This window comes from Pseudomonas sp. LFS044, from assembly GCF_047978245.1.
Taxonomy (GTDB): Bacteria; Pseudomonadota; Gammaproteobacteria; order Pseudomonadales; family Pseudomonadaceae; genus Aquipseudomonas.
The window spans coordinates 98,033-121,926 of the sequence record NZ_JBFPFX010000011.1 but is presented as its reverse complement, the minus strand read 5'-3'; the positions used below and the strand labels follow the sequence as shown (position 1 = coordinate 121,926).

Here is a 23,894-nt window from a genome sequence, read left to right as displayed (position 1 = left end):
TGCCAGCACAAAACCGCACCTGCTTCGGTTATCCTCAGGCCATCGACAGCCTTCGGAGCCACCATGACTACTGCTCGTCTGCTCGTTCCCCTGAGCCTTGCCCTGCTGACCGCCTGCGCCCATCCACCCAGGCAGCCGGTAGAACTCGATGCCGAAAGCGAATGCCCACAGCGCCTGCAGGTAGGCCAGAGCCTGACGCTGACCCTGCCCAGCAACCCCACAACCGGCTACCGCTGGCTGGTGCAGAACCCGGCCTCGAACGTTTTGCGCAGCCTTGGCCCCGAGGTGTACAGCGCCCCTGAGGACGCAGGGATCGTCGGCAGCGCGGGTATCTCCACCTGGCGCTTCGAAGCCCGTGCCGCCGGTGAGGGTCACCTGGTGCTGGTCTACCAGCAGCCCTGGGCCCCGGAAGTTCGCCCGGTGCAGACCTTCGATTGCGCCGTGCAGGTCTACTGATCGCACAGCGCTGGTCAGCCAACCATGCATCCTTGTCGCGGTTTGGCTAGAATGCCGGCCCTGCCTCTTGTCAGCCGCCTGGATTCACCGTGAGCAAACAGCCCGACCGCCTTTTCGCCCAGCCTTTGGAGCAAGTCCCCGACTTCGTGTTCAACGAAGACGTGGTGCGCGTGTTCCCGGACATGATCAAGCGCTCGGTGCCCGGTTACCCGACCATCGTCGAGAACCTCGGCGTGCTCGCGGCGCGCTTCGCCCAGCCGAACACCGCCTTGTATGACCTTGGCGCGTCGCTGGGCGCCGTCACCCAATCGTTGCGCCGCCATGTGCGCAGCGAAGGCTGCCGAGTGATTGCCGTGGACAACTCGGCGGCCATGGTCGAACGCTGCCGCCAATACCTCACCGCCCAGGACTCGATGTTCCAGGAGCTGCTGCCGGTGCAGGTGCTGGAAGCGGACATCCTCGCCCTGCCCTTCGAGCCCGCCTCGGTGGTGGCGATGAACTTCACCCTGCAGTTCATCGCCCCCGAGCAACGCCTGGCGCTGCTCGCCGGTATCCGCCAGGCCCTGCTGCCCGGCGGTGCGCTGATCCTCTCGGAGAAACTGCGTTTTGCCGATGACGAGGAGCAGACGCTGCTCAACGACCTGCACCTGGACTTCAAACGGGCCAATGGCTACAGCGAACTGGAAATTGCCCAGAAGCGCAGCGCCATCGAGAACGTGATGAGGCCCGATACCCTGCAAGCCCATACCGAGCGCCTGCGCGCTGCGGGCTTCAGCAAGGTGGTGCCGTGGTTCCAATGCCTTAACTTCGCCTCGCTGATAGCCCTGCCATGATCGATCTGTCCCCCCTCGTCCGCCGCCTGGCGGGCACGCCACTGGCTTGCTGGTCGCAAGGCCTGCAAGCACAACTGCAAGCCAAACTGGAAAAAGGCCACGGCGACCTCGACCGCTGGCGCGGTGCCCTGGATGCCCTGCCGGCCGTAAAGCCAAGCGAAATCGACCTGGTCAACGGCCTGCGCCTGGATTGCGACTGTGACGACGCCACGCGCATGCAGATGCGTGAAGCCCTGATGGGCCTGTCGCCCTGGCGCAAAGGGCCGTTCGACCTGTTCGGCGTGCATGTGGACACCGAGTGGCGCTCGGACTGGAAGTGGTCGCGTGTCGGCCCGCACCTGGACCTCAGGGGCAAACGCGTGCTCGATGTCGGCTGCGGCAACGGCTACTACCAGTGGCGCATGCTCGGTGCCGGCGCCGACATGGTCATCGGCGTCGACCCCAACTGGCTGTTCTTCTGCCAGTTCCAGGCCGTGCAGCAATACCTGCCCGACCTGCCCGCCTGGCACCTGCCGTTTGCACTGGAAGAGTTGCCGGCCAACCTCGAAGGCTTCGACACGGTGTTTTCCATGGGCGTGTTCTACCACCGTCGCTCGCCCATCGAGCACTTGCTGGCGCTGAAGGACTGCCTGGTCAAAGGCGGCGAACTGGTGCTGGAAACCCTGATTATCGAAGGTGACGAGCAGCAGGTGCTGGTGCCCGAAGACCGTTATGCGCAGATGCGCAACGTCTGGTTCCTGCCTTCGGTGCCTGCGCTGGAGCGCTGGTTGCGGCGCGCCGGCTTCAGCGATGTGCGCTGCGTGGATGTCAGCGTGACCAGCGTCGAGGAGCAGCGCAGCACCGAATGGATGCGCTACCAGTCGCTGGGCGATTTCCTCGACCCGAACGACCACAGCAAAACCATCGAAGGCCTCCCGGCCCCGCGCCGCGCCACACTGGTGGCGCGCAAATAAAAAAGGCGCCCATCCGGGCGCCTGAATACACCTGTGCCGAGGAGCAGACGCGGCACAGGTGGTGCCGTACTAGTCCTTCGCTACCTCGCGGGCTTTTTCCTGCGCCTTGCGCTCGCGCTCGGCCACTGCCTGCTGCTTGTCGCCGTGCAGGCGTTGCTGGTCTTCGCGGAAGGCTTGCCAGAACTGGCGGGAGCGTTCGGCGCCGCCTTCGGCGTAGGCGCAGGCGCTGCCCAGGGCGAGGATTGCCAGCAGCAGGTATTTGCTCAGGTGCATCGTGGTTGCCTCGTGATAACCGATCAGATGGGCTCATGCTAGCGAGGCCCAGGTAACGGCAAGGTGAGGCGGGTATTACAGTCCTGCAATGTGCAACAGCCAGATAACACCCGGGTTACAAATCTGTTATCTGCGTCACTCGGCCGTTCTCATGCCGTAACATCCTGCCGCTTGACCCTGATCCTGCTACAGGGTGAAGAATCGCTCCCCTTTCACCACCCTGAGCCCGCCATGCGCCTATTGATCATCGAGGACGAACTGCGTACCGCCGACTACCTGCAGCAAGGCCTGCGCGAAAACGGCTATGTGGTTGACTGCGCCCACACCGGCATCGACGGCCTGCACCTGGCACGTCAACAGCCCTACGACCTGGTCATTCTCGACGTCAACCTGCCCGAACTCGATGGCTGGACCGTGCTGCAGCGCCTGCGCGCCGAATCGGCCACGCGCATCATGATGCTCACCGCCCACGGCCGCCTGGCCGATCGGGTCAAAGGGCTGGACCTGGGTGCCGACGACTACCTGCTCAAGCCGTTCGAGTTTCCCGAACTGCTGGCGCGCATCCGCAGCCTGCTACGCCGTAACGATCAGCAACTGCAGCCCAGCACCCTGCGCGTTGCCGACCTGGAACTCGACCCAGGCCGCCACCGCGCCTACCGCGCCGGGCAACGCATCGACCTGACGGCCAAGGAGTTCGCCCTGCTGCACCTGTTGATGCGCCAGAGCGGTGAGGTGCTGTCGCGTACCCAGATCATTTCGCTGGTGTGGGACATGAATTTCGACTGCGACACCAACGTGGTCGAGGTGTCGATCCGCCGCCTGCGGGCGAAGATCGACGACCCGTTCGAAGACAAGCTGATCCACACCCTGCGCGGCGTTGGCTACGTGCTGGAAGCGCGCGCGTGAAGCAGGCCAGCCTGTCCCTGCGCCTTGGCCTGAGCGTGACCCTGATGGGCGCTGCGCTCGTTCTGCTGCTGGCGTGCCTGGCGGTCTTTGCCCTCGACCATGAACTGGACAGCCGCGCGCGCAAGGACCTGGCCCGCAAGATGCTGCAGGTGGAGCACAACCTGCGGGTCGACCTGCGCAGCGAAGACCTCGGCACTCGCGCTCACCCGCTGCTCGACCTGGTGATGGGCCATGACAACCTCAGCCTCACCGTGCGGGCACTCGATGGCCGCCACCCGCACCTGCTCAGCCTGGGCCCGGCGCTGGAAGCACGGGTGGGCGAGCTGCACGCCGAGGCGCGCTTGAGCTACCACGAATGGCGCGACAGCACCGGCAAGCAGCTGCTGACCGCGACCCGCCTGATGCGCCTGCGCGACGACACGCCGGTGCGGGTGATGATGACACTCGACCGTGCCGACGACAGCGACCTGCTGCAGGCCTACCTGCGCTCTACCCTGCTCGCCCTGCCGCTGCTGCTGGTGCTGATTGGCGCTGGCGCGTGGTGGCTGATGCAGCGTGGCCTCAAGCCGCTGCGCCAGTTCCGGCGAATTGCCGGGCAGGTGTCCGCGCACGATCTGCAGCACCGCCTGCCCGACAAAGGGTTGCCATTGGAGCTCGCCGAGCTGGCCCACGGCATCAACGTGATGCTCGACCGCCTGGTCCAAGGTGTAAGCCAGCTGTCGCAGTTCTCCGATGACCTCGCCCATGAACTGCGTACGCCGTTGAGCAATTTGATGGGCAAGGCCCAGGTAACCCTGGCCCGCGAGCGGGACAGCGAACACTACCGCGAAGTGCTGGAAGACAGCGTCGAGGAACTGACCCGGCTCAACCGCATCATCAACGATATGTTGTTCCTTGCCCAGGTCAGCCAGCCGCAGGCGCGAGTAGCGCTCAAGCCGCTGGCGTTGGCGGACGAGGCTGAACAGGTGATGGAGCTGTTTGCCTTCAGCGCCGAACACAAACGGCTGACGCTGCGGCTGCAGGGTTGGGGCACCGCGCTGTCGGACAGGTTGATGTTCCAGCGAGCGCTGTCAAACCTGTTGAGCAATGCGATTCGGCACAGCCCTGAAGACCATGAAGTAAACCTGGGCATCGAACGCCATGGCGAAGAGGTCTGGCTGTGGGTGGCCAACCAGGGGCTGGGGATTGCCGATGAACATCAACCGCGGCTGTTCGAGCGGTTCTACCGCGCGGGGTCGGGGCGTTCACGGCTGGAGGGCGGGACCGGGCTGGGGCTGGCGATCGTGAAGTCGATCATGCAGCTGCATGGGGGGCGCGTTGAGGTGATCAGCAGTCCCACAGGACCTACCCGGTTTTCGCTGGTGTTTCAAACCGAATAGGTTGTTGTCAGTTCAGGCCTCATCGCCGGCAAGCCCGCCCCCACCGGTACCGCGCCGCGCTCAAGGGGTGGGAGCCGGCTTGCCGGCGATGGGGCCGGTACTGACAACATGAATTCAGCGCGAAGCTGCCACTATCAGTGCCTTCATCTCCGCCACCGCCGCCTTGAAGCCGACGAACAGCGCATGGGCCACCAGCGCATGGCCGATGTTCAGTTCATTGATGCCCTTGATCGCCGCCACTGCCTCCACGTTGTGGTAGTGCAGGCCATGGCCGGCATTGACGATCAGCCCCTGACCAACGCCAAAGGCGACGCCATCGGCAATACGCTTGAGCTCTTCAGCCACGTCGGTGGGGGTTTCAGCGTCGGCATAACGGCCGGTGTGCAGCTCGATGGCAGGTGCACCCACGCGGCGCGAGGCTTCGATCTGCCGCTCGTCCGCATCGATGAACAGCGACACTTCAGCGCCGGTGCGCGCCAGGCGCTCCACCGCAGCCTTGATCCGTGCCTCCTGACCCGCCACGTCCAGGCCACCTTCGGTGGTCAGCTCCTGACGGGTTTCGGGTACCAGGCAGATATGCGCCGGGCGGATCTTTTCGGCGAACAGCATCATCTCTTCAGTGACGCCCATCTCGAAGTTCATGCGCGTTTGCAGCACGTCCTTGAGCACCAGCACGTCGCGCTCCTGGATATGCCGACGGTCTTCGCGCAGGTGCACGGTAATGCCGTCGGCACCCGCTTCCTCGGCGTCCAGCGCCGCTTTGACCGGGTCCGGGTAACGTGTGCCGCGGGCCTGGCGCAAAGTTGCCACGTGGTCGATGTTGACGCCGAGAAGCATGCGGTTGCTGTGAGTCACGAAAGCTCTCCTGAAGATTTAGCCCCACAGCATACGATGTGCTCAGCGCTTGCGAAACAGTTCCCGGCTGACCAGTGGTTTTGGCCCCAGGTGCACGGCCAGTGCCTGGCGCATCAGGCGCTTGGCCGCGAGCAAGGCGCCGGGGGCCTCCCAGTCGGCCTGGGCCAGGGCCAACAGCTCGACGCCGTTGAACAGGCCCGGCTGTAGCAAGTACACGCGTTCCAGGCCGGCATCGACCCGCAGGCGGTACAGGCCTTCGGCTTCTATGGGCGCGTCATTGACGTCATGGTCCAGGGCGAAGGCGTAGCCCAGATCTTCCAGCAGGCGCCATTCGAAAGAGCGCAACAGCGGCTCGAGCGCACGCCCGGCCGCCAGCGCCTGCAGGGTCAGGGCGTAATGCTCGAACAATTCGGGTTGGGGTGCTTCGGCAGGCAGCAGGCGCATCAACAATTCGTTCAGGTACAGCCCGCTGAACAGCGCATCACCATGCAACCAGGCGGCAATACCGACGCTGTCCAGGCGCCCGACGTTCTTCAGCTCGCCACGCCCGCGCAGTTCCACTTCCAGCGGCACGAACGGCCGCACCAGGCTGCCACCCTTGCCCCGTGCACGGCGCAACACCGCGCGCAGGCGGCCCTGCGGCGTGAAGAAGTCCACCAGTGCGCTGGTCTCCTTGTAGGCACGGCTGTGCAGCACGTAGGCCGGCTGGCCGACAGGTCGTTCCATGGGATTGGCCTGAAAGCAGAAGCCCGGATAAATCCGGGCCACTGATGGGGGTTACAGGTCGCCGTAGCCCAGCGAACGCAGGGCGCGCTCGTCGTCGGACCAACCGCCTTTGACCTTGACCCAGAGGTTGAGCATGACCTTGGCGTCGAACAGGGTTTCCATGTCCTTGCGCGCGTCGGAACCGATGCGTTTGATGCGCTCGCCCTTGTCGCCAATGATGATCTTCTTCTGCCCGTCACGCTCCACCAGGATCAGAGCGTGGATGTGCAGCACATGGCCCTGCTGCTTGAACTCTTCGATCTCCACGGTAATCTGGTACGGAAGCTCCGCACCCAGCTGACGCATGATCTTCTCGCGCACCAGCTCGGCGGCCAGGAAGCGGCTGCTGCGGTCGGTGATCTGGTCTTCCGGGAAGAAGTGGTCGTTTTCCGGCAGGTGCTTGGCGATCAGGCCTTCGAGCGATTCGAGGTTGTGACCCTGCTGCGCGGAGATCGGCACGACCTCGGCATTCGGCAGTTGCTCCTGCAGCCACTGAAGATGCGGGATGAGGTCGGCCTTTTCGTCCATGCGGTCGGTCTTGTTGACCGCAATGATCAGCGGGCCGGTCACGTACTGGACGCGTTCGAGCACCAGCTGGTCTTCGTCGGTCCAGCGCGTACGGTCAACCACGAAAATCACCACGTCGACGTCTTTCAACGCGGCCGAGGCATTGCGGTTCATGTAGCGGTTCAAGGCCTTGTCGTTGGCCTTGTGCATGCCTGGGGTATCGACGTAGATCGCCTGCACATCACCCTCGGTCTTGATGCCGAGCATGTTGTGACGGGTGGTCTGCGGCTTGCGCGAGGTGATCGCCAGCTTCTGCCCGAGGATGTGGTTGAGCAAGGTCGATTTGCCCACGTTGGGGCGGCCGACGATGGCCACGTAGCCGCAGCGGGTCGGATTGTTCTCAGTCATTGCCATTCTCCACGCCCAGGGCGATCAATGCAGCGGCGGCGGCGACTTGCTCGGCAATACGCCGGCTCACGCCCTGGCCACGGCTCTTGTTGTTCAGCAGCACCACTTCGCATTCGACGAAGAAGGTACGGCAGTGCGGTTCGCCCTGGATGTCCACGACCTCGTAACGAGGCAGCTCACAGCTACGCGACTGCAGAAATTCCTGCAGGCGGGTTTTCGGGTCTTTGTTGGTATCGACCAGGGTCAGGCTGTCGAACTCGTCGGTCAACCAGGCCAGCACGCGCTCGCGGGCGGTCTGCATGTCGGCATCCAGGTAGATGGCACCGATCAGGGCTTCGAGGGCATCCGCCAGGATCGACTCGCGACGGAAACCGCCGCTCTTGAGCTCACCGGAGCCCAGACGCAGGTACTCACCCAGGTCGAAGCCCCGGGCCAGGCGGGCCAGGGTCTCGCCCTTGACCAGCCGCGCGCGCAGGCGCGACAGCTGGCCTTCGCGGGCCTGCGGGAAGCGCTCGAACAGCGCCTCGCCGGCGACGAAGTTGAGGATGGCATCGCCAAGAAACTCCAGGCGCTCATTGTTGCGCCCGGCATAGCTGCGATGGGTCAGGGCCAGTACCATCTGGTCCTGGTCTTTGAAGGTGTAACCGAGCTTGCGCTCGAGACGGGCAAGGGAAGCACTCATGCAGCCACCCGTTGGTTGTTCAACGCGTTGTTCAAATCAACTTCCTGAAAGACTGTTTGGCTGTGGCCCGTCGCGGCGAGCAACGAAACTCTCGATCCCTGAGAACACAGCCTATGTCAGAAATGCATTCGGCGCTGTCTGCTGGACAGCGCCGATGGGTATCAATGGATCAGGCCGACCCGCGACAGGTTGGGCAAGTGGCTGAGTTTTGGCTCTGGCCAGCTCATCCAGACCGCGAAGGCCTTGCCGACGATGTTCCGGTCCGGAACCATGCCGTGCAGTTCCTTGGGAATGTTCGGATCATCCCAGTAACGGCTGTCGTTGGAGTTGTCGCGGTTGTCGCCCATCATGAAGTAATGGCCGGCTGGCACGGTCCATTGCTGGTCCGGCGGCATGCGATAACGGGTCATTTCCTTGCGGATCAGGTGTTCGGCCTCGCCCAGTTTTTCCTTGTACAGCTCGGCGCTGCCCAGGGTGCCTGGCTCGGCGCCGACCAGTTGCTCGGCGATCGGCTGACCATTGACGTACAACCGCTTGTCGTTGGTATAGCGGATCTGGTCGCCCGGCAGGCCAACCACACGCTTGATGTAGTTGACGTTAGGGTCGCTTGGGTAGCGGAACACCATCACATCGCCGCGCTGCGGGTCACCGACTTCGATGACTTTCTTGTCGATCACCGGCAGGCGAATGCCGTAGGAGAACTTGTTCACCAGGATGAAATCGCCCACTTCCAGGGTCGGCTTCATCGACCCGGAAGGGATCTGGAACGGCTCGACCAGGAACGAACGCAACACCAGCACGATGAACAGCACCGGGAAAAACGACTTGCCGTACTCGACCAGCAACGGTTCCTTGTTCAGGCGCTCGACCACGGCCATTTCTGGCTGGGTGACGCTACCCTGGTAGTTGGCGATCGCTGCCCGCCGGCGCGGGGCCAGGAACAGCAGATCGATCAAACCCAACAGACCGCAAACGGCTACGGCGATGACGAGCAACAGCGGGAAATTTAGCGACATAGGACCTAGCTATCCAACCTGAGCACGGCGAGGAAGGCTTCTTGTGGAATCTCCACGTTGCCCACCTGTTTCATGCGTTTCTTACCGGCCTTCTGCTTCTCCAGCAGCTTTTTCTTACGGCTGACGTCACCACCGTAGCACTTGGCCAGTACGTTCTTTCTGAGCGCCTTGACGGTTGTCCGCGCAATGATCTGGCCGCCGATGGCTGCCTGGATCGCCACATCGAACATCTGCCGAGGGATCAGCTCCTTCATCTTCTCGGTCAACGCACGGCCTTTGTAGGCCGCGTTGTCGCGGTGCACGATCAATGCCAGGGCATCGACCTTGTCGCCGTTGATCAGTACATCCAGCTTGACCAGGTTGGCCGACTGGTAGCGATCGAAATGATAGTCCAGCGAAGCATAGCCGCGGCTGGTGGACTTGAGGCGGTCGAAGAAGTCCAGCACCACCTCGTTCATCGGCATGTCGTAACGCACTTGCACCTGGCTGCCGAGGAACTGCATGTCGCGCTGTACGCCACGTTTCTCGATGCACAGGGTGATGACGTTGCCCAGGTGTTCCTGCGGCACCAGAATGGTCGCGGTGACGATCGGCTCGCGGAAATCGGTGACAGACGAGACATCAGGCAGCTTCGACGGGTTGTCGACGATGATGGTTTCGCCGGTCTTGAGCTCCAGCTCGTAGATCACGCTCGGGGCGGTGGTGATCAGGTCCAGGTCGTATTCGCGCTCCAGGCGCTCCTGGATGATCTCCATGTGCAGCATGCCCAGGAAGCCGCAGCGGAAGCCAAAGCCCAGTGCGTCGGAGCTTTCCGGCATGTACTGCAGCGACGAGTCGTTCAGGGTCAGCTTCTGCAGGGCGTCGCGGAAGTCCTCGAAGTCGTCGGAGCTGACCGGGAACAGGCCGGCATAGACCTGTGGCTGGATCTTCTTGAAGCCTGACAGGACTTCGACCTCGGGGGTCGAGGACAGGGTCAGGGTGTCACCGACCGGTGCACCGTGAATGTCCTTGATGCTGGCGATGATGAAGCCTACTTCACCGGCTTTCAGATCAGCGGTCTGGGTATGCTTGGGCGTGAAGACACCGACGCTGTCGACCAGGTGCACCTTGCCGGTGGACTTGACCAGGATCTTGTCGCCCTTCTTGACGCGGCCCTGGCGCACACGCACCAGCGAGACCACGCCCAGGTAGTTGTCGAACCAGGAATCGATGATCAGCGCTTGCAGCGGTGCGTCGATCTCGCCTTCGGGCGCGGGAATGGTGTGCACCAGGCGCTCGAGCACCTCGTCCACGCCCATGCCGCTCTTGGCGCTGCAGGCCACGGCGTCGGTGGCGTCGATACCGATGATCTTCTCGATCTCGTCCTTGACGCGGTCCGGGTCGGCCTGGGGCAGGTCCATCTTGTTCAGCACCGGCATCACTTCGAGGCCTTGCTCGATGGCGGTGTAGCAGTTGGCGACGGACTGGGCTTCAACGCCCTGGCCGGCATCCACCACCAGCAATGCGCCTTCACAGGCAGCCAGCGAGCGCGAAACCTCATAGGTGAAGTCAACGTGGCCAGGCGTGTCGATGAAGTTCAGCTGGTAGGTCTTGCCGTCCAGTGCCTTGTAGTGAAGCGTGACGCTGTGGGCTTTGATGGTGATCCCGCGCTCGCGCTCCAGGTCCATGGAATCGAGGACCTGCGCTTCCATTTCGCGCGCCGACAGGCCGCCGCACATCTGGATGAAACGGTCGGCCAGCGTCGACTTGCCATGGTCGATGTGGGCGATGATGGAGAAATTGCGGATATGACTCAAATCACTCACGGGTCAACACTCGGAAAAGGCTGCGAGCCGGACGCCCGCCGAAAAATAGCCGGGAATTGTACCTCAACCAGCAGGGATATGGGAGATTCCTCTGACGCACGATACAGGCCGACTCCGGCAAATAATTGTGAACACTCATGAAAAAGGGCAGCCGAAGCTGCCCTTTCCTACCTGCAGACCAGCTTATTCCGCTAGTTTGAAGGTGATGAAGCTCGCTCGCCCCTGGCGTAGCACACGCATGGACACCGAGCGGTTCTTCGGCAGGTCCTTGGCGATTTCGGTGAACTGCTTGGCCGAGGCGATCGCCTGGTTGTTCAAGTGACTGATGACATCACCCGGACGCAGGCCGATCATCGCTGCCGGGCCGTCCTGAACCTCTTTGATGACGACGCCGCCTTTGAGCTCCAGCGATTTCTTCTGCTCGGCGGTCAGGTCAGAGACAGATACACCCAGGCGGTTGCTGCTGCGCTCGGCGCTGCCGTCGGCGCCGGTACCGGTGGCGATATCGGCATCGTCATCCGGCATCGCGCCAATGGTCACATCCAGGTTCTGGCGCTTGCCATTGCGAATGATCTCCAGTTTGGCCTTGGCGCCATCCTTGAGGGTACCGACCAGGTGCGGCAGGTCAGCCGACATGACGATCGGCTGGCCGTTCATGCTCAGGATCACATCACCCACCTGCAGGCCGCTCTTGGCGGCCGGGCCGTCTTCCAGCACCTGCGCCACCAGGGCACCGGCCGGTTTGTCGAGGCCGAAGGATTCCGCGAGGTCCTTGTTGACCTCCTGGATCACCACACCCAGCCAGCCACGGCTGACCTTGCCGTCTTTCTTCAGCTGATCGGAGACATCGATGGCCACGTCGATCGGAATGGCGAACGACAGGCCCATGAAGCCGCCCGAACGGGTAAAGATCTGCGAGTTGATACCCACCACCTCACCATTCATGTTGAACAGCGGGCCGCCAGAGTTACCCGGGTTGATCGCCACGTCGGTCTGGATGAACGGCACATAGGTGTCATTGGGCAGGGTACGCCCCTTGGCACTGACGATACCTTTGGTTACCGAATGGTCGAAGCCGAACGGCGAACCGATGGCCAGCACCCACTCACCCACCTTGAGCTTCTCGGAGTCGCCCAGTTTCACCGTTGGCAGGTTCTTGCCCTCGACCTTCAGCAGCGCCACGTCGGTGCGCGGGTCGGTGCCGACCAGCTTGGCCTGCAATTCGCTGCGGTCTGAAAGGCGGACGATGATTTCATCGGCATCGGCGACCACATGGTTGTTGGTCAGCACATAGCCATCGCTGGAAATGATGAAGCCCGAGCCCAGCGACTGCGCCTCACGCTGGCGATCACCCCGCGGCGAACGCGGCTGCTGCGGTATGTTGCGCTCGAAGAACTCGCGGAACATCGGCGGCAGGCCTTCGAGGTCCGGCATCTGCCCGGCGGCAATGCGGCGGTCCGGCAGCTTCTGCTTGGTACTGATGTTGACCACGGCCGGCGAGGCCTGCTCGACCAGGGTGGTGAAGTCCGGCAGGGCTTCCGCGGCCTGGGCGGTGAGCACCTGACCGAGCATGAGCACGGCGGCGAACATCGATAGGTAGGGTTTCAAGCGTGGTATTGACATACGGCTCCCGTCACAACGAGCGTAGTTAACGTAAGACCCCTGCAGAAGCAGGAAAGGCCAGACTTCAAGAAGCCTGACCTATAGAAAATTTGGAGAGGGATTGCAAATGACAATGCTTTAATTTCATTTCAGCCGCATGCCCGCACGCCTTCGAATGGGCCGAAAAAACGCGCCATCACTGGCGCGCCTGAGCATCCTGGGGCCGCATCGACAGCGCAATGCGCTCTGCAGTACCCAGTGGAATTTCGCCGACCACGGTAACCATCACCTTGCCCTTGGGCGTGTTCAGACGACGCGAAACCGCCGAGGTAGGGCCAAGCTGAGTACGCACATCGGCGCTGGCATCTTCCTTCACCGGCTCGAGGAACACCGAGAAGCGTGCCAGACCGTCGTCGTACATCAGGCTGCTGACGGCGCTGTTACGGGAGGGGTCACGGCGTACCGTGCTGTTGATCAACTCGAAACCTGGCGGCAGCCAGTCCGATCGCCAACCTGCAACGGCTTCGGTCTTGGTACTGGCGACGCGCTCCACCGGCTTGCAGGCAGCACTGGCATGCAACTGCGCATCAGTCGGCAGATTGTCGGTATCGAGGCTGGTCATCTGGAAGCGTTCGAGCAACTGCCCCTTTTCGTTGAGCATCAACGAGCGCAGTGGCAGGCCGGTTTTACGATCCAGATGCAACTCGAACGCATAACGATGCTGGTCACGCGGGCTGAGCGAGACGATCACCGCATCGCGGCCGGCGACGCGCGACTTGCCCTGCACACTCAAGTCGTACCAACTCATCAACTTCAAGGGATCGAGCATGCGCGGCGCAGCGTCAGGCAGGCTGCTCACTCCACTGGCCAGGGCACCGCTGACGCATTGCACCTTGCCATCAACCCGCACGATTTCCTGGGCGGTGCCATCGAGCTGCAGAAGCCGCTCGCTGACCTTGCCGTCCTGAACTCGATGCCAGATATCGTGGGAAGAGAAGCTGCCGTTTCGTTCGTAGACGAAGGAGCCCTGATAACTCTGCTTTTGCTCGGCCTGTGCCAGCTTGTTCAACCACTCGCTCGCCTCGGGCGACGAGTTGGCTGCCAACGCTGGCACCGTCATGCAGCTGCCTATCAGCAGCGACAAGAGAGGTAGCGCGCGCATGATCCTCCTTACTTAGCGGTTTTCCAGGCTGGCGGCGCGGGCATACGGCAGGGCAGTTTCAGTGCCCTTGAGCGCGGATTCCTGCGCATGCTGACGCAGATAGCCTGGCAGACGCTGGTCCCAGCCGGCCTGGTTCTGCAGCACGCCGTTGGCCATTGGCCCGGTCGGTTGCTCACTGCTTTCACTATAGCCTGCCAAAACAGCCGGGCCCTGAGTTTGTGGCATGCTCAGGCCTTGCTGGACAGGTTGCTGCGAAGCCAGTTCGGCACCGGTGATTTCGTCCTGGTTGTACATCCGTACGCCAGCCAGCACCGCAACGGTGACCGAGGCGGCAACGGCCAGGCGGCCAAGGCTGCGCCATGGGCCTTTGTTGACTTTGGCCGGCACGGCCTCGTCAGCCAGCGCTGCAGACACCGCCGAGGCGATATCCAGTTGGGGCAGCAGCAGCTCCTTGTGCATCGCTGCGCGGGCTACCTGGTAACGCGACCAGGTGGCACGGGTTTCGGCATCATCGACGGCGTTCAACACCCGTCGTAATTCCAGTTCGTCCGCTTCGTTATCCATTACCGCGGACAGCGATTCCTGCAAAGCTTCACGACTCATGGCGGTTCCTCTCTTGGCTGTCGCCGCTGTCTCAGGTTTCCTGCAACAACGGCTGCAGGGCTTTATCTATGGCCTCCCGAGCGCGGAAGATTCGAGAGCGCACGGTACCCACCGGACATTGCATGACACTGGCAATGTCTTCGTAACTCAACCCATCGAACTCACGCAGGGTCAGGGCCGTGCGCAGATCTTCGGGCAGTTGCTGGATGGTGCGATGGACAGTGCCTTCGATTTCATCCCGCAACAGGGAGCGTTCTGGGGACTCGAGATCCTTGAGACCATGATCGCCGTCGTAAAACTCCGCATCCTCGGAGCTCACATCACTGTCTGGCGGCCGTCTTCCACGGGACACCAGGTAGTTCTTCGCCGTGTTGATGGCGATGCGGTACAGCCAGGTATAAAACGCACTGTCTCCGCGGAAATTGCCAAGCGCACGGTAGGCCTTGATAAAGGCTTCCTGCGCCACATCCTGGGCCTCGTGGGTATCGTGAACGAACCGCACGATCAACCCGAGAATCTTGTGCTGATACTTCAGCACCAACAGATCGAACGCTCGCCTGTCGCCGCGCTGCACGCGCTCGACAAGCTGCTGATCCTCTTCCTGGGTTAGCATGAACACTCCTCAGTGAACTCGAAGGAGCGTTGCAAAAGCCATCGTTCAGGCTTGCAAACATAGACTCGGGCTTTTCGCAAAAGTTCTCTCCTCCAAGCAAGTTTCCTGCGGCCCTTGGTCTGGCTCGCACGGAAGACGCGGCGCGGGCACGGCCGGCTGCGTCGATAATCAGGTTTCGGATACGCAGGTGTCAGCCCGGATAGAGCCGCCGCCACGCGTCGCCGCGCGAATTGCTGGCGCACGGGCAGCCTTCATAGGATTTCCAGCCATGTAGGAAAGTTCCCACGAAGATCGCCGTAACGTCGCAGGTGGCATGGAAATTGGCCACCGCAGGCTGCTATAAAGGCTGCCCGGCCACCTTTCACGATAGTTTCACAATGCCATCTGCGCGTGACTATTGTGCCGTGCCCTTTCCAAAGATTACTAGTGTCCCGACATGAGCCAACAATTCCAACATGATGTCCTGGTGATCGGCAGCGGCGCTGCCGGTCTCAGCTTGGCACTTAACCTTCCCAGCCACCTGCGCATTGCCGTGCTGAGCAAGGGCGACCTGGCCAACGGTTCGACGTTCTGGGCCCAGGGCGGTGTCGCCGCAGTACTGGACGACACCGATACCGTGCAGTCCCATGTCGAGGACACGCTCAACGCTGGCGGCGGCCTGTGCCACGAAGATGCGGTGCGTTTCACCGTGGAGCACAGCCGTGAAGCCATCCAGTGGCTTATCGAACAAGGCGTGCCCTTTACCCGCGACGATCGGCACAGTGTCGACGACGGCGGTTTCGAATTTCACCTGACCCGCGAAGGCGGGCATAGCCACCGGCGCATCATCCACGCCGCCGATGCCACGGGCGCCGCCATTTTCACCACGTTGCTGGAACAGGCCCGCAAGCGCGCGAACATCGAGCTGCTCGAGCAGCTTGTAGCGGTCGACCTGATCACCGAGCGCCGCCTGGGCCTGCCCGGCGATCGCTGCCTGGGTGCTTATGTGCTGAACCGCAACAGCGGTGAGGTGGACACCTTTGGTGCGCGCTTTACCGTGCTGGCCACCGGCGGCGCGGCCAAGGTCTACCTGTACACCAGCAACCCCGACGGTGCCTGCGGTGATGGAATCGCCATGGCCTGGCGCGCCGGCTGCCGGGTAGCCAACCTTGAGTTCAACCAGTTCCACCCGACCTGCCTGTACCACCCGCAGGCCAAGAGCTTCCTGGTCACCGAGGCCTTGCGCGGCGAAGGCGCCCTGCTGCGCCTGCCCAACGGTGAGCGCTTCATGCCGCGTTTCGACCCGCGCGAAGAACTGGCCCCGCGCGATATCGTCGCGCGCGCCATCGACCACGAAATGAAGCGCCTGGGTGTGGACTGCGTGTACCTGGACATCACCCACAAACCGGCTGACTTCATCAAGAGCCACTTCCCGACCGTCTACGAACGCTGCCTGACGTACGGTATCGACATTACCCGTCAGCCGATCCCGGTGGTGCCGGCTGCCCACTACACCTGTGGCGGGGTGGTGGTCGACGATCGTGGGCACACTGACGTGCCAGGCCTGTATGCCATCGGCGAGACCAGCTTCACCGGCCTGCACGGCGCCAACCGCATGGCCAGCAACTCGCTGCTCGAGTGCTTCGTCTATGGCCGCGCCGCTGCTGCGGACATCCAGGCGCACCTGGACCAGGTCGCGATGCCCAAGGCTCTGCCCTGCTGGGACGCCAGCCAGGTCACCGACTCGGATGAGGACGTGATCATTGCGCACAACTGGGATGAGTTGCGCCGGTTCATGTGGGACTACGTGGGGATCGTGCGCACCAGCAAGCGCCTGCAACGTGCCGAGCACCGCGTTCGCCTGCTGCTCGACGAGATCGACGAGTTCTACAGCAACTACAAGGTCAGCCGCGATCTGATCGAGCTGCGCAACCTGGCCCAGGTGGCGGAACTGATGATTCGCTCGGCAATGCAGCGCAAGGAAAGCCGCGGCTTGCATTACACCCTGGATTACCCGTCGATGCTGCCCGAGGCCAAGGACACCATTCTGAGCCCGACCTGAAGGTCGGCGTCGCCTTTTCGCGGGCAAGCCCGTTCGCAAAGTACCCGCGAAGAAGCCGACACTGAATATCGCTAATACCCAGCAACCTCAGCCCACCGGCGCCGGCTAAACTTCAGCCTTACCCGCAAGCGCCGGTGCTGTTCGCCCTCCAGGGCATCGCGAACAATGCATTGGCTTTCACCAAACCAGTGCCCCGGCCGCACGAACCGCAACACCACCAACCCCGGCAGCGCCACGCTGTCCCGACACAAACGCACGGCCTGCCAGCCCTCGGCACGGCAGAACAGCCGCCAGCCAAGCGCATCACGCCTCAGGCCGGTGACGGCGCGAGCATGGTTCAGCAGGATACGTCGAGGGATGGCCCAGCAAGCATGGGCGAGGCAAAGGGCTACAGCAGGAAGGCAAAGCCACCAGGGTGTCGTACTCAGCCACAAGGCAGACTGTGCCAGCCCCTGGCAGATCAGGTAGGCCGTCAGCAACAGGCGTGAGCCTTGCCAACGGCACTCGAAACACTCACTTGGGCTGGACACGGTCCAGGATGATGCGGACCATGCGCTGCAGCTCCGGGTCTTCGGACTCGGTGCGCTCCATGAACCAGCCGAACATGTCCTGATCTTCACAGCTCAACAGGCGCACATAGAGTTCGCGGTCGGCATCGCTCAGGGTCGCATAGACCTCCTGGGTGAAAGGCACCAGCAGTACGTCGAGTTCCAACATGCCACGGCGGCTGTGCCAGAAAAGCCGGTTGAGTTCAGTTTGTTCGACCATGGGGCCCTCCTCAAATGGGCCGCCAGTATACAGCCCGGCGCACGAAGCGGCACGAGGCGTTGGTCTAGTCACCTACCTATTTTGTTACTGGCGTTCTATGATGGCCGCCAGTCTTTAGCCACCGCGATCCCCCATGGCCGATTCCGCTTTCTTCAGCCCCTTGTCCCACGAGGGCATCCTCGCCGTCCGCGGCTCCGACGCCGGCAAGTTCCTGCAGGGCCAGCTGACCTGCAACATCAACTACCTCAGCCTGGAGCACGCCAGCCTTGGCGCCCGCTGCATGGTCAAAGGGCGCATGCAGTCGAGCTTCCGTATCCTGCCCGAAGGCAACGGCTACCTGCTGGCCATGGCCAGCGAACTGCTCGAGGCGCAACTGGCCGACCTGAAGAAGTACGCCGTGTTCTCCAAGGCCACGCTCAGCGACGAAAGTGCCGCCTGGGCGCGGTTCGGCCTGCAGGGCGGTGACGCCGCGCTGCAGGCGCTGGGTTTGAGCGTGCCGACCGGCGCAGGCGCCACCGTGCGCCATGAAGGCCTGATCGCCATTGCCGTGTCCGAAGGCCGGGCCGAGCTCTGGGTGCCCGCAGACGCTGCTGCCAGCGTGCGCGAAAAACTCAGTGCGGTATTGCCCGAAGGCAGCCTCAACGACTGGCTGCTGGGCCAGATCCGCGCAGGGATTGGCCAGGTCATGGGCCCGACCCGCGAGCTGTTCATCCCGCAGATGATCAACCTGCAGGCCGTCGATGGCGTGAGTTTCAAGAAAGGTTGCTACACCGGCCAGGAAATCGTCGCCCGCATGCAGTACCTGGGCAAGCTCAAGCGCCGTCAGTACCGCCTGCTGCTCGACCAACGGGACATCCCTGCGCCGGGCGCCGAAATCTTCTCGCCTACCCACGGCTCGTCCGTGGGTGAAGTGGTGCTTGCGGCCAGCACTGGCCAGGGCTGCGAACTGCTTGCGGTGCTGACTGCCGAGGCAGTGGCGGACAACAACCTGCACCTGGGCAGCCTTGAAGGCCCACGCCTGCACGTGTCGAGCCTGCCTTACGAACTGGACCGCGACCGGGAAATCCAGCGCTGACCAGCCCGCCACCCCTGCGGTAGAGAAGTACATGAACAAGCTGGCCGAGATGGTCCAAGCACAGTTGCTCGCGGCCATCGCCAACGATGACCTGGTCTTGCCGACCCTCCCGGAAGTGGCCTTGAGCATCCGCGAGGCGGCGGAGGACACCGAGATCAGCGTTGCCGCGCTGAGCAAGGTGATCGGGCGCGATGCCGCGCTCTCGGCACGCCTGATCAAGGTGGTCAACAGCCCGCTGTTGCGCGCGGCGGTCGAGGTCACCGACCTGCACACCGCCATCACGCGGTTGGGCATCAACTACAGCTGCAACCTGGCGATCGGCCTGGTGATCGAGCAGATCTTCCATGCCCGCTCGTCTGCGGTAGAGCAGAAGCTCAGGGATATCTGGGCCAACAGCCTCGAAGTAGCGGGCATCAGCTACGAACTCTGCCGTCGTTTCACCCAGCTGAAACCTGACCAGGCGACCCTTGGCGGCCTGGTCCATCAGATTGGCGCGCTGCCGGTGCTGATCTATGCCGAAGAGCACAACGAATTGCTCTCCGACCCGGTCTGCCTGCACTACGTGATCGAGCAGATCCAACCGGTGCTGGGCGACAAGATCCTGTCCTCATGGGAATTCCCCGAGCAGTTGGTGCAACTGCCTAGCCAGGTGCAGGACCTGGACCGGCAAACCGACAAGGTCGACTACATCGACGTGGTGCAGATTGCCCGGTGCATCAGCCAACGCGGGCGTAGCCGGCCGCTGGCGGCGCTGCCGGCCTACCGGCACCTGGGGTTGCCCTTTGGCACCGAGCTGGAAATGGGCGAGCTGCTGGAAGCGCGGAGCCTGTTGCGCTGACCTGGGCTGCCTGGGCCGGCCTTTTCGCGGGGCAAGCCCGCTCCCACAAGGTGGACTGCATCAGCGAAGGGGCGGTACTTGCCCCCATCAATCCGCGATAAAGCTCACCCGCACCTTCAACCCGCCGTTCTCGCCATCGTGCAGGCTGATCTGTGCCAGATGGGCGCGGCAAATCTCCCCGACGATTGTCAGGCCCAACCCGCTCCCCTGGGCACTGCGCCGGTAGAAGCGCTCGAACACCCGTTCGCGCTCATCCTCGGGGATGCCGGGCCCATCGTCCTCGACCTCCAGCACCGCCGGCGCCATCACCCGCAAGATCACGTTACCGCCCGCAGGCGTGTGGGCCAAGGCATTGTCCACCAGGTTGCTCAGCAGTTCGTTCAACAACGTGGGTTCGCCCTTGAGCCACACCGGTGCCTCGGCCTCCAGCGCGAGCGCCACGCCGCGCTTGTGCGCGAGCGGCGCCATGGCCATGCCCAGCTCACGGGCCAGCTGGCTGAGGTCCAGGCGCTGGGCGCCCCCTTCGGCAATCGCCCGTGCGCCATTCAGAGAGTAATAAGACCCAAATTAACGGCCATAATGGCCGCTACGCGGCGGGAGGTCACACCGAACTTCCGCCGAATATTTCCCATATGGAAGTTCACATTGGCTTCCGAGCAGTTGCAGATAACCGATATCTCCCAACTGGTCTTGCCGATGGCGCACCACTGCAACACTTCCTTCTCCCGGCTGGTCAGAACCACCGGTTTGCTGACCGGATGTTCGAAGGCCAGTCCGGCACCGCTCTGCAGTGCGTAGTCCTTGAGCATCCACAGGGTCGGCAGGACCGACTCTATGAAACGGTTGGCCTCGGCCCGGTTTTCCGCTTCCACGCTGAGGCTCAGCGCGCCGAGTTCGCCGCGAGCACCATGCAGCGGCATGGTCAGCCCATACACCAGGCCGGCGGCCGAGGCTTCCTCGAAGAACTCGTGCTGCTTTCGCGTCTGGTAGATGGACGGTTCCCAGAAAATCGGCAGTACGCTCTGGGTACAGTGACTGACCGTCGGGTCGACCCGCGCGTAGCCAGCCCGGTCGTAATGCTCGCGCCAGGCGGCCGGGTAGTTGCCGACGATGAAGGCGTTCTCGTAGTCCTGGCTGTCCTTAGGCAACAGGCCGAACAGGATCTTCGAGAATCCAAGGTCGCTCGCCATCTTCTGCAGGATGGCGCTCCACTCCAATTTTCCACTTGAGCGTTCCAGCTCAAGAAAACCGTCAACCAAGGCCATTTTCAACCCGCGCCAACGACAGCAGCTGGTTGGCCAGGTGGGTCAGCCGATCGGTGCCTTGCGCAGCGGCCTCCAGGGTCTGGCGCCACTCCTCGGGCCGTTGCGAACGCAAGCCGAGTTCGACCCGCGCCTTGAGCGCCGCCAGCGGTGTACGCAGCTCGTGGGCGGCCTCGGCGATGAACTGCGCCTGGCGTTCGAACTGCTCGCGCAGCCGTTCAGTGAAGTGGTTCAACGCGCGCACCAGCGGGCTTAGCTCGCGCTGCACCTGCACCAGCGGCAGTGCGCGCAGGTCATCAGGCTGGCGCTCCTCCACAGCCGTGCGCAGGCGCTCAAGCGGGCGCAACGCCGCGCTGATCGCAAACCAGACCATCACCAACGCACCCAACGCGAGCATGCCCAGGCGCAGCAAGGTGTCGGCCATCAGCCCACGGGCCATGCTGACCCGCGCTTCCTCTGTCTCGGCCACACGGATTTCTGCCATGCCGTTCATGTTGGGCTCACTCACTGCCTTGAGCAGGCTGACCACACGCACGTCCTGGCCGAGGTAGGTGGCGTTGTAGAAACGCGCAAGCGCCGGATAATCGTCGGTGCGCGGCGTGCCGGGCGGTGGCGGCGGCAGTTTCTCGTAGCCCGAGATCAGCTTCTGGTTGATGTCCAGCACCTGGTAGTAGATGCGCCCGGCGCTGTCATAGGCAAAGGTGTCCAGCGCCACATAGGGCACATCGGCGCTCAGGGTACCGTCACGCTGGGACAGGCCGGCGGCGATGGTGCGCGCCGAGGCCAGCAAGGTGCGGTCGTAGGCGGTGTCGGCAGCCTCGCGGCCATTCCAGTAAGCACTCAGGCCGCTGGCCAGCATCAACACCACCAGCAACAGCGCCAGGTTGCCCAGCAAGCGCCCGCGCAGGCTGCCGTCGTCACGCATCACGGTGCTCAAGCAGATAACCCAGGCCGCGGAAGGTGACGATAGCCACCTGCTGGCCATCGAGCTTCTTGCGCAGGCGATGGATGTAGATTTCGATGGCGTCGGGGCTGGCTTCTTCGTCCAGGCCGAATACCTGGGCGGCCAGCTGTTCCTTGCTCATCACCCGGCCCGGGCGGGCGATCAACGCTTCCAGGACGCTCTGCTCGCGGGAGGTCAGGGTCAGGTTGTCCTCGCCCAGGCTGAAGCGCCGGGTATCGAGGTCATACACCAGCGGCCCGCAGCGCTGCTGGCGTTCGCCACCGAGCACGCTGCGTCGCAGCAGTGCTTTGACTCGCGCTTCCAGCTCGGTCAGTTCGAAGGGCTTGGCCAGGTAATCATCCGCCCCCAGGTTCAGGCCATGCACACGGTCTTTCACGTCGCTGCGGGCGGTCAGCATCAGCACCGGCAGGGTCTTGCCACGGCCGCGCAGACGCGCCAGCACCTCGAAGCCATCCATGCGCGGCAGGCCCACGTCGAGGACGGCAACGGCATATTCCTCGCTGGCCAGGGCCAGGTCGGCGGCCACGCCATCGTGCAATACATCCACGGTCAAACCGTGGCTCTTGAGGGCCTGGGCCACGCTTTCGGCCAGTTGCAGATGGTCTTCGACCAGCAGCACACGCATCGGATTCTCCCTGCTCGGGTGGGGCGGTGGCGCGGAGTGTACCGCCGTCACCCCGTCTGTGAAGCCCCATGTGACAAACCTTTCAGGCTGAAAGGTTAGCGAAAGGTTCGTTACCTAGCATCGCACCACGGTCGCCCCGCGCGCCGAAAAAAGCACCAGCAAGGTGCAACGAATAAGAACAATAACGGAGCCATCCTCGATGCTGTCATCGCAGCCGCAGGCGTACGCGCCTACCCGTTCCCTGTCCGCACGCCCGCCCGCCTATGCCTGCGCACTTGCGCTTGCCGGCGTTGCCCCGACCAGCCAGGCCGCCTTCTTCGAAGACAGCACGGCGACCTTCGAAACCCGCAATATGTACTTCAACCGCGACTTTCGCGACGGCACCAGCGCGCAGCAATCCAAGCGCGACGAATGGGCCCAGGGCTTCATGCTCAACTTCGAGTCCGGCTACACCGATGGCCCCGTAGGCTTTGGCCTGGACGCGCTGGGCATGCTCGGTATCAAGCTCGACTCCAGCCCGGACCGCACCGACACCGGCCTGCTGCCGACCCACGATGATGGCAAGGCCGCCGATGAGTACTCCAAGCTCGGCCTGACCGGCAAAGTGAAGGTGTCGAAGACCGAACTGAAAGTCGGCACGCTGATCCCCGAATTGCCGACCCTGCAGCCCAACGACGGGCGCATCCTGCCGCAAACCTTCGAAGGCGGCCTGCTCACCTCGCAGGAAGTCAAAGGCCTGACCTTCACCGGCGGGCGCCTGGACAAGGCCAAGGACCGCAATGACACCAACTGGGAAGACCTGGCCCTGAACAACAAGAACGGCCGCTTTGGCGGCACGTTCAGCGCCGACAACCTCGCCCTGGCCGGCCTCGACTACACGTTCACCGACCGCATCACCGGCAGCTACCACTTCGCCCAGCTCGATGACATCTACCGCCAGCACTTCTTCGGCATGCTCGCCACCCAGCCCTGGGGCCCGGGCACCTTCGGCGCCGATCTGCGCCTGGCGATCAGCGACGACGCAGGCGCGGCCAAGGCCGGGCGCATCGAAAACACCACGTTCAACGGCATGCTCAGTTACAGCCTGGGCGGGCACAAGGTCAGTGGCGCCTGGCAGCAGCTGTCTGGTGACAGCGTCTTCCCCTACATCGATGGTGCCGACCCTTACCTGGTCAACTTCGTCCAGATCAACGACTTCGCCGGTGCCGACGAACGCTCCTGGCAGGCCCGCTACGACTACAACTTCGCCGCCCTGGGTATCCCTGGGCTGACCTTCATGACCCGCTACATCAACGGCGACAACGTCAGCCGCGCCGCCGGTGGCGAGGGCAAGGAGTGGGAGCGCAACACCGAGTTCAAGTACGTGGTACAAAGCGGCCCGTTGAAAAACGTCGCCGTGCGCCTGCGCAACGCCACCTTCCGTTCCAACTTCGCCCGCGATGCCGACGAAGTGCGGCTGCTGGTGAGCTACAGCGTGGCCCTGTGGTAACCCAATAACAACAA

General features: G+C 63.1%; 24 protein-coding genes and 2 pseudogenes. 9 read left to right on the top strand and 17 right to left on the bottom strand.

The annotated features are described in order from the left end of the window. Window positions 1-63: 63 nt before the first annotated feature. The 3 genes from ACNQPL_RS12100 to cmoB all read left to right on the top strand — a co-directional run bounded on the left by ACNQPL_RS12100 (window position 64) and on the right by cmoB (window position 2,242). Window positions 64-456, top strand: a complete 393-nt coding sequence (locus ACNQPL_RS12100) for a protease inhibitor I42 family protein (RefSeq protein ID WP_416466849.1) — start codon at window positions 64-66, stop codon at window positions 454-456. A gap of 89 nt (window positions 457-545) precedes the next feature. Next, complete coding sequence (cmoA, locus tag ACNQPL_RS12095) at window positions 546-1,289, top strand: carboxy-S-adenosyl-L-methionine synthase CmoA (protein WP_346614464.1); 744 nt, start codon at window positions 546-548, stop codon at window positions 1,287-1,289. After that, window positions 1,286-2,242 (top strand): tRNA 5-methoxyuridine(34)/uridine 5-oxyacetic acid(34) synthase CmoB, encoded by a 957-nt coding sequence (gene cmoB / locus ACNQPL_RS12090; RefSeq protein WP_416466848.1) that lies wholly within the window; start codon window positions 1,286-1,288, stop codon window positions 2,240-2,242. The genes cmoA and cmoB overlap by 4 nt, the downstream gene beginning before the upstream one ends. Before the next feature lie 69 nt (window positions 2,243-2,311). On the opposite strand, the gene ACNQPL_RS12085 is transcribed toward cmoB, so the two are convergent. After that, the gene (locus tag ACNQPL_RS12085) at window positions 2,312-2,515 is read right to left on the bottom strand and encodes a hypothetical protein (RefSeq protein ID WP_416466847.1); all 204 of its coding nucleotides are present in this window, start codon (window positions 2,513-2,515) and stop codon (window positions 2,312-2,314) included. A gap of 231 nt (window positions 2,516-2,746) precedes the next feature. On the opposite strand from ACNQPL_RS12085, the gene ACNQPL_RS12080 reads away from it, so the two are divergent. Both ACNQPL_RS12080 and ACNQPL_RS12075 read left to right on the top strand, forming a co-directional pair. Further along, on the top strand, window positions 2,747-3,421 hold the full coding sequence (locus tag ACNQPL_RS12080) for a heavy metal response regulator transcription factor (RefSeq protein ID WP_346614467.1): 675 nt from the start codon (window positions 2,747-2,749) through the stop codon (window positions 3,419-3,421). Further along, window positions 3,418-4,800, top strand: coding sequence for a heavy metal sensor histidine kinase (locus ACNQPL_RS12075; protein ID WP_416466846.1), 1,383 nt, complete (start codon window positions 3,418-3,420; stop codon window positions 4,798-4,800). The genes ACNQPL_RS12080 and ACNQPL_RS12075 overlap by 4 nt, the downstream gene beginning before the upstream one ends. Window positions 4,801-4,914: 114 nt before the next feature. Here ACNQPL_RS12075 and pdxJ read toward each other — a convergent pair whose 3' ends face one another. The 10 genes from pdxJ to rpoE all read right to left on the bottom strand — a co-directional run bounded on the left by pdxJ (window position 4,915) and on the right by rpoE (window position 14,818). Next, the gene (gene pdxJ, locus ACNQPL_RS12070) at window positions 4,915-5,637 is read right to left on the bottom strand and encodes a pyridoxine 5'-phosphate synthase (protein ID WP_387525869.1); all 723 of its coding nucleotides are present in this window, start codon (window positions 5,635-5,637) and stop codon (window positions 4,915-4,917) included. A gap of 60 nt (window positions 5,638-5,697) precedes the next feature. Further along, complete coding sequence (gene recO / locus ACNQPL_RS12065) at window positions 5,698-6,381, bottom strand: DNA repair protein RecO (RefSeq protein WP_416466845.1); 684 nt, start codon at window positions 6,379-6,381, stop codon at window positions 5,698-5,700. A 51-nt stretch (window positions 6,382-6,432) separates the two neighbouring features. Beyond that, entirely contained in the window at window positions 6,433-7,335 is a 903-nt protein-coding gene (era, locus tag ACNQPL_RS12060; protein WP_346614471.1) for a GTPase Era, read from the bottom strand. After that, window positions 7,328-8,017, bottom strand: coding sequence for a ribonuclease III (gene rnc / locus ACNQPL_RS12055; RefSeq protein WP_346614472.1), 690 nt, complete (start codon window positions 8,015-8,017; stop codon window positions 7,328-7,330). The genes era and rnc overlap by 8 nt, the downstream gene beginning before the upstream one ends. Window positions 8,018-8,178: 161 nt before the next feature. After that, entirely contained in the window at window positions 8,179-9,033 is an 855-nt protein-coding gene (gene lepB / locus ACNQPL_RS12050) for a signal peptidase I (RefSeq protein WP_346614473.1), read from the bottom strand. Window positions 9,034-9,038: 5 nt separating this feature from the next. Then, a complete protein-coding gene (lepA, locus tag ACNQPL_RS12045) occupies window positions 9,039-10,838 on the bottom strand; it encodes a translation elongation factor 4 (protein WP_346614474.1) in 1,800 nt (599 codons plus the stop codon). A gap of 183 nt (window positions 10,839-11,021) precedes the next feature. Continuing rightward, complete coding sequence (locus tag ACNQPL_RS12040) at window positions 11,022-12,428, bottom strand: DegQ family serine endoprotease (protein ID WP_416466866.1); 1,407 nt, start codon at window positions 12,426-12,428, stop codon at window positions 11,022-11,024. A 208-nt stretch (window positions 12,429-12,636) separates the two neighbouring features. After that, complete coding sequence (locus ACNQPL_RS12035; protein WP_416466844.1) at window positions 12,637-13,602, bottom strand: MucB/RseB C-terminal domain-containing protein; 966 nt, start codon at window positions 13,600-13,602, stop codon at window positions 12,637-12,639. A 12-nt stretch (window positions 13,603-13,614) separates the two neighbouring features. After that, window positions 13,615-14,205 (bottom strand): sigma-E factor negative regulatory protein, encoded by a 591-nt coding sequence (locus ACNQPL_RS12030; protein WP_346614477.1) that lies wholly within the window; start codon window positions 14,203-14,205, stop codon window positions 13,615-13,617. A 31-nt stretch (window positions 14,206-14,236) separates the two neighbouring features. Beyond that, complete coding sequence (rpoE, locus tag ACNQPL_RS12025; protein WP_003252049.1) at window positions 14,237-14,818, bottom strand: RNA polymerase sigma factor RpoE; 582 nt, start codon at window positions 14,816-14,818, stop codon at window positions 14,237-14,239. Window positions 14,819-15,254: 436 nt separating this feature from the next. Between rpoE and nadB the strand changes: the two genes are divergently transcribed. Next, window positions 15,255-16,859, top strand: a complete 1,605-nt coding sequence (gene nadB, locus ACNQPL_RS12020; RefSeq protein ID WP_416466842.1) for an L-aspartate oxidase — start codon at window positions 15,255-15,257, stop codon at window positions 16,857-16,859. A 71-nt stretch (window positions 16,860-16,930) separates the two neighbouring features. On the opposite strand, the gene ACNQPL_RS12015 is transcribed toward nadB, so the two are convergent. Both ACNQPL_RS12015 and ACNQPL_RS12010 read right to left on the bottom strand, forming a co-directional pair. Next, window positions 16,931-17,389 (bottom strand): protein YgfX, encoded by a 459-nt coding sequence (locus tag ACNQPL_RS12015; RefSeq protein ID WP_416466841.1) that lies wholly within the window; start codon window positions 17,387-17,389, stop codon window positions 16,931-16,933. Further along, window positions 17,373-17,627 (bottom strand): succinate dehydrogenase assembly factor 2, encoded by a 255-nt coding sequence (locus tag ACNQPL_RS12010; RefSeq protein ID WP_346614480.1) that lies wholly within the window; start codon window positions 17,625-17,627, stop codon window positions 17,373-17,375. Before ACNQPL_RS12010 ends, ACNQPL_RS12015 begins: the two co-directional genes overlap by 17 nt. A 133-nt stretch (window positions 17,628-17,760) precedes the next feature. Between ACNQPL_RS12010 and ACNQPL_RS12005 the strand changes: the two genes are divergently transcribed. Both ACNQPL_RS12005 and ACNQPL_RS12000 read left to right on the top strand, forming a co-directional pair. Then, window positions 17,761-18,702, top strand: a complete 942-nt coding sequence (locus ACNQPL_RS12005; protein WP_416466840.1) for a YgfZ/GcvT domain-containing protein — start codon at window positions 17,761-17,763, stop codon at window positions 18,700-18,702. Between the two features lie 31 nt (window positions 18,703-18,733). Next, window positions 18,734-19,540: an HDOD domain-containing protein gene (locus tag ACNQPL_RS12000; RefSeq protein ID WP_346614482.1), complete on the top strand. Its 807-nt coding sequence runs from the start codon at window positions 18,734-18,736 to the stop codon at window positions 19,538-19,540. An 87-nt stretch (window positions 19,541-19,627) separates the two neighbouring features. Here ACNQPL_RS12000 and ACNQPL_RS11995 read toward each other — a convergent pair. From ACNQPL_RS11995 to ACNQPL_RS11980, 4 genes and pseudogenes are all read right to left on the bottom strand, one after another. Next, window positions 19,628-20,086 (bottom strand): annotated as a pseudogene (locus ACNQPL_RS11995) (sensor histidine kinase); the annotation flags it as partial. Beyond that, window positions 20,086-20,805, bottom strand: a complete 720-nt coding sequence (gene lasR / locus ACNQPL_RS11990) for a transcriptional regulator LasR (protein ID WP_347032980.1) — start codon at window positions 20,803-20,805, stop codon at window positions 20,086-20,088. The gene lasR and the pseudogene ACNQPL_RS11995, both read right to left, overlap by 1 nt. After that, window positions 20,801-21,727 (bottom strand): annotated as a pseudogene (locus ACNQPL_RS11985) (sensor histidine kinase N-terminal domain-containing protein); the annotation flags it as partial. The gene lasR and the pseudogene ACNQPL_RS11985, both read right to left, overlap by 5 nt. After that, entirely contained in the window at window positions 21,720-22,391 is a 672-nt protein-coding gene (locus ACNQPL_RS11980; RefSeq protein WP_346614484.1) for a response regulator, read from the bottom strand. The pseudogene ACNQPL_RS11985 and the gene ACNQPL_RS11980, both read right to left, overlap by 8 nt. A 199-nt stretch (window positions 22,392-22,590) precedes the next feature. Here ACNQPL_RS11980 and ACNQPL_RS11975 point away from each other — a divergent pair, with 199 nt between their 5' ends. Beyond that, complete coding sequence (locus ACNQPL_RS11975; RefSeq protein ID WP_416466839.1) at window positions 22,591-23,880, top strand: OprD family porin; 1,290 nt, start codon at window positions 22,591-22,593, stop codon at window positions 23,878-23,880. The last annotated feature ends 14 nt before the right edge of the window (window positions 23,881-23,894 follow it).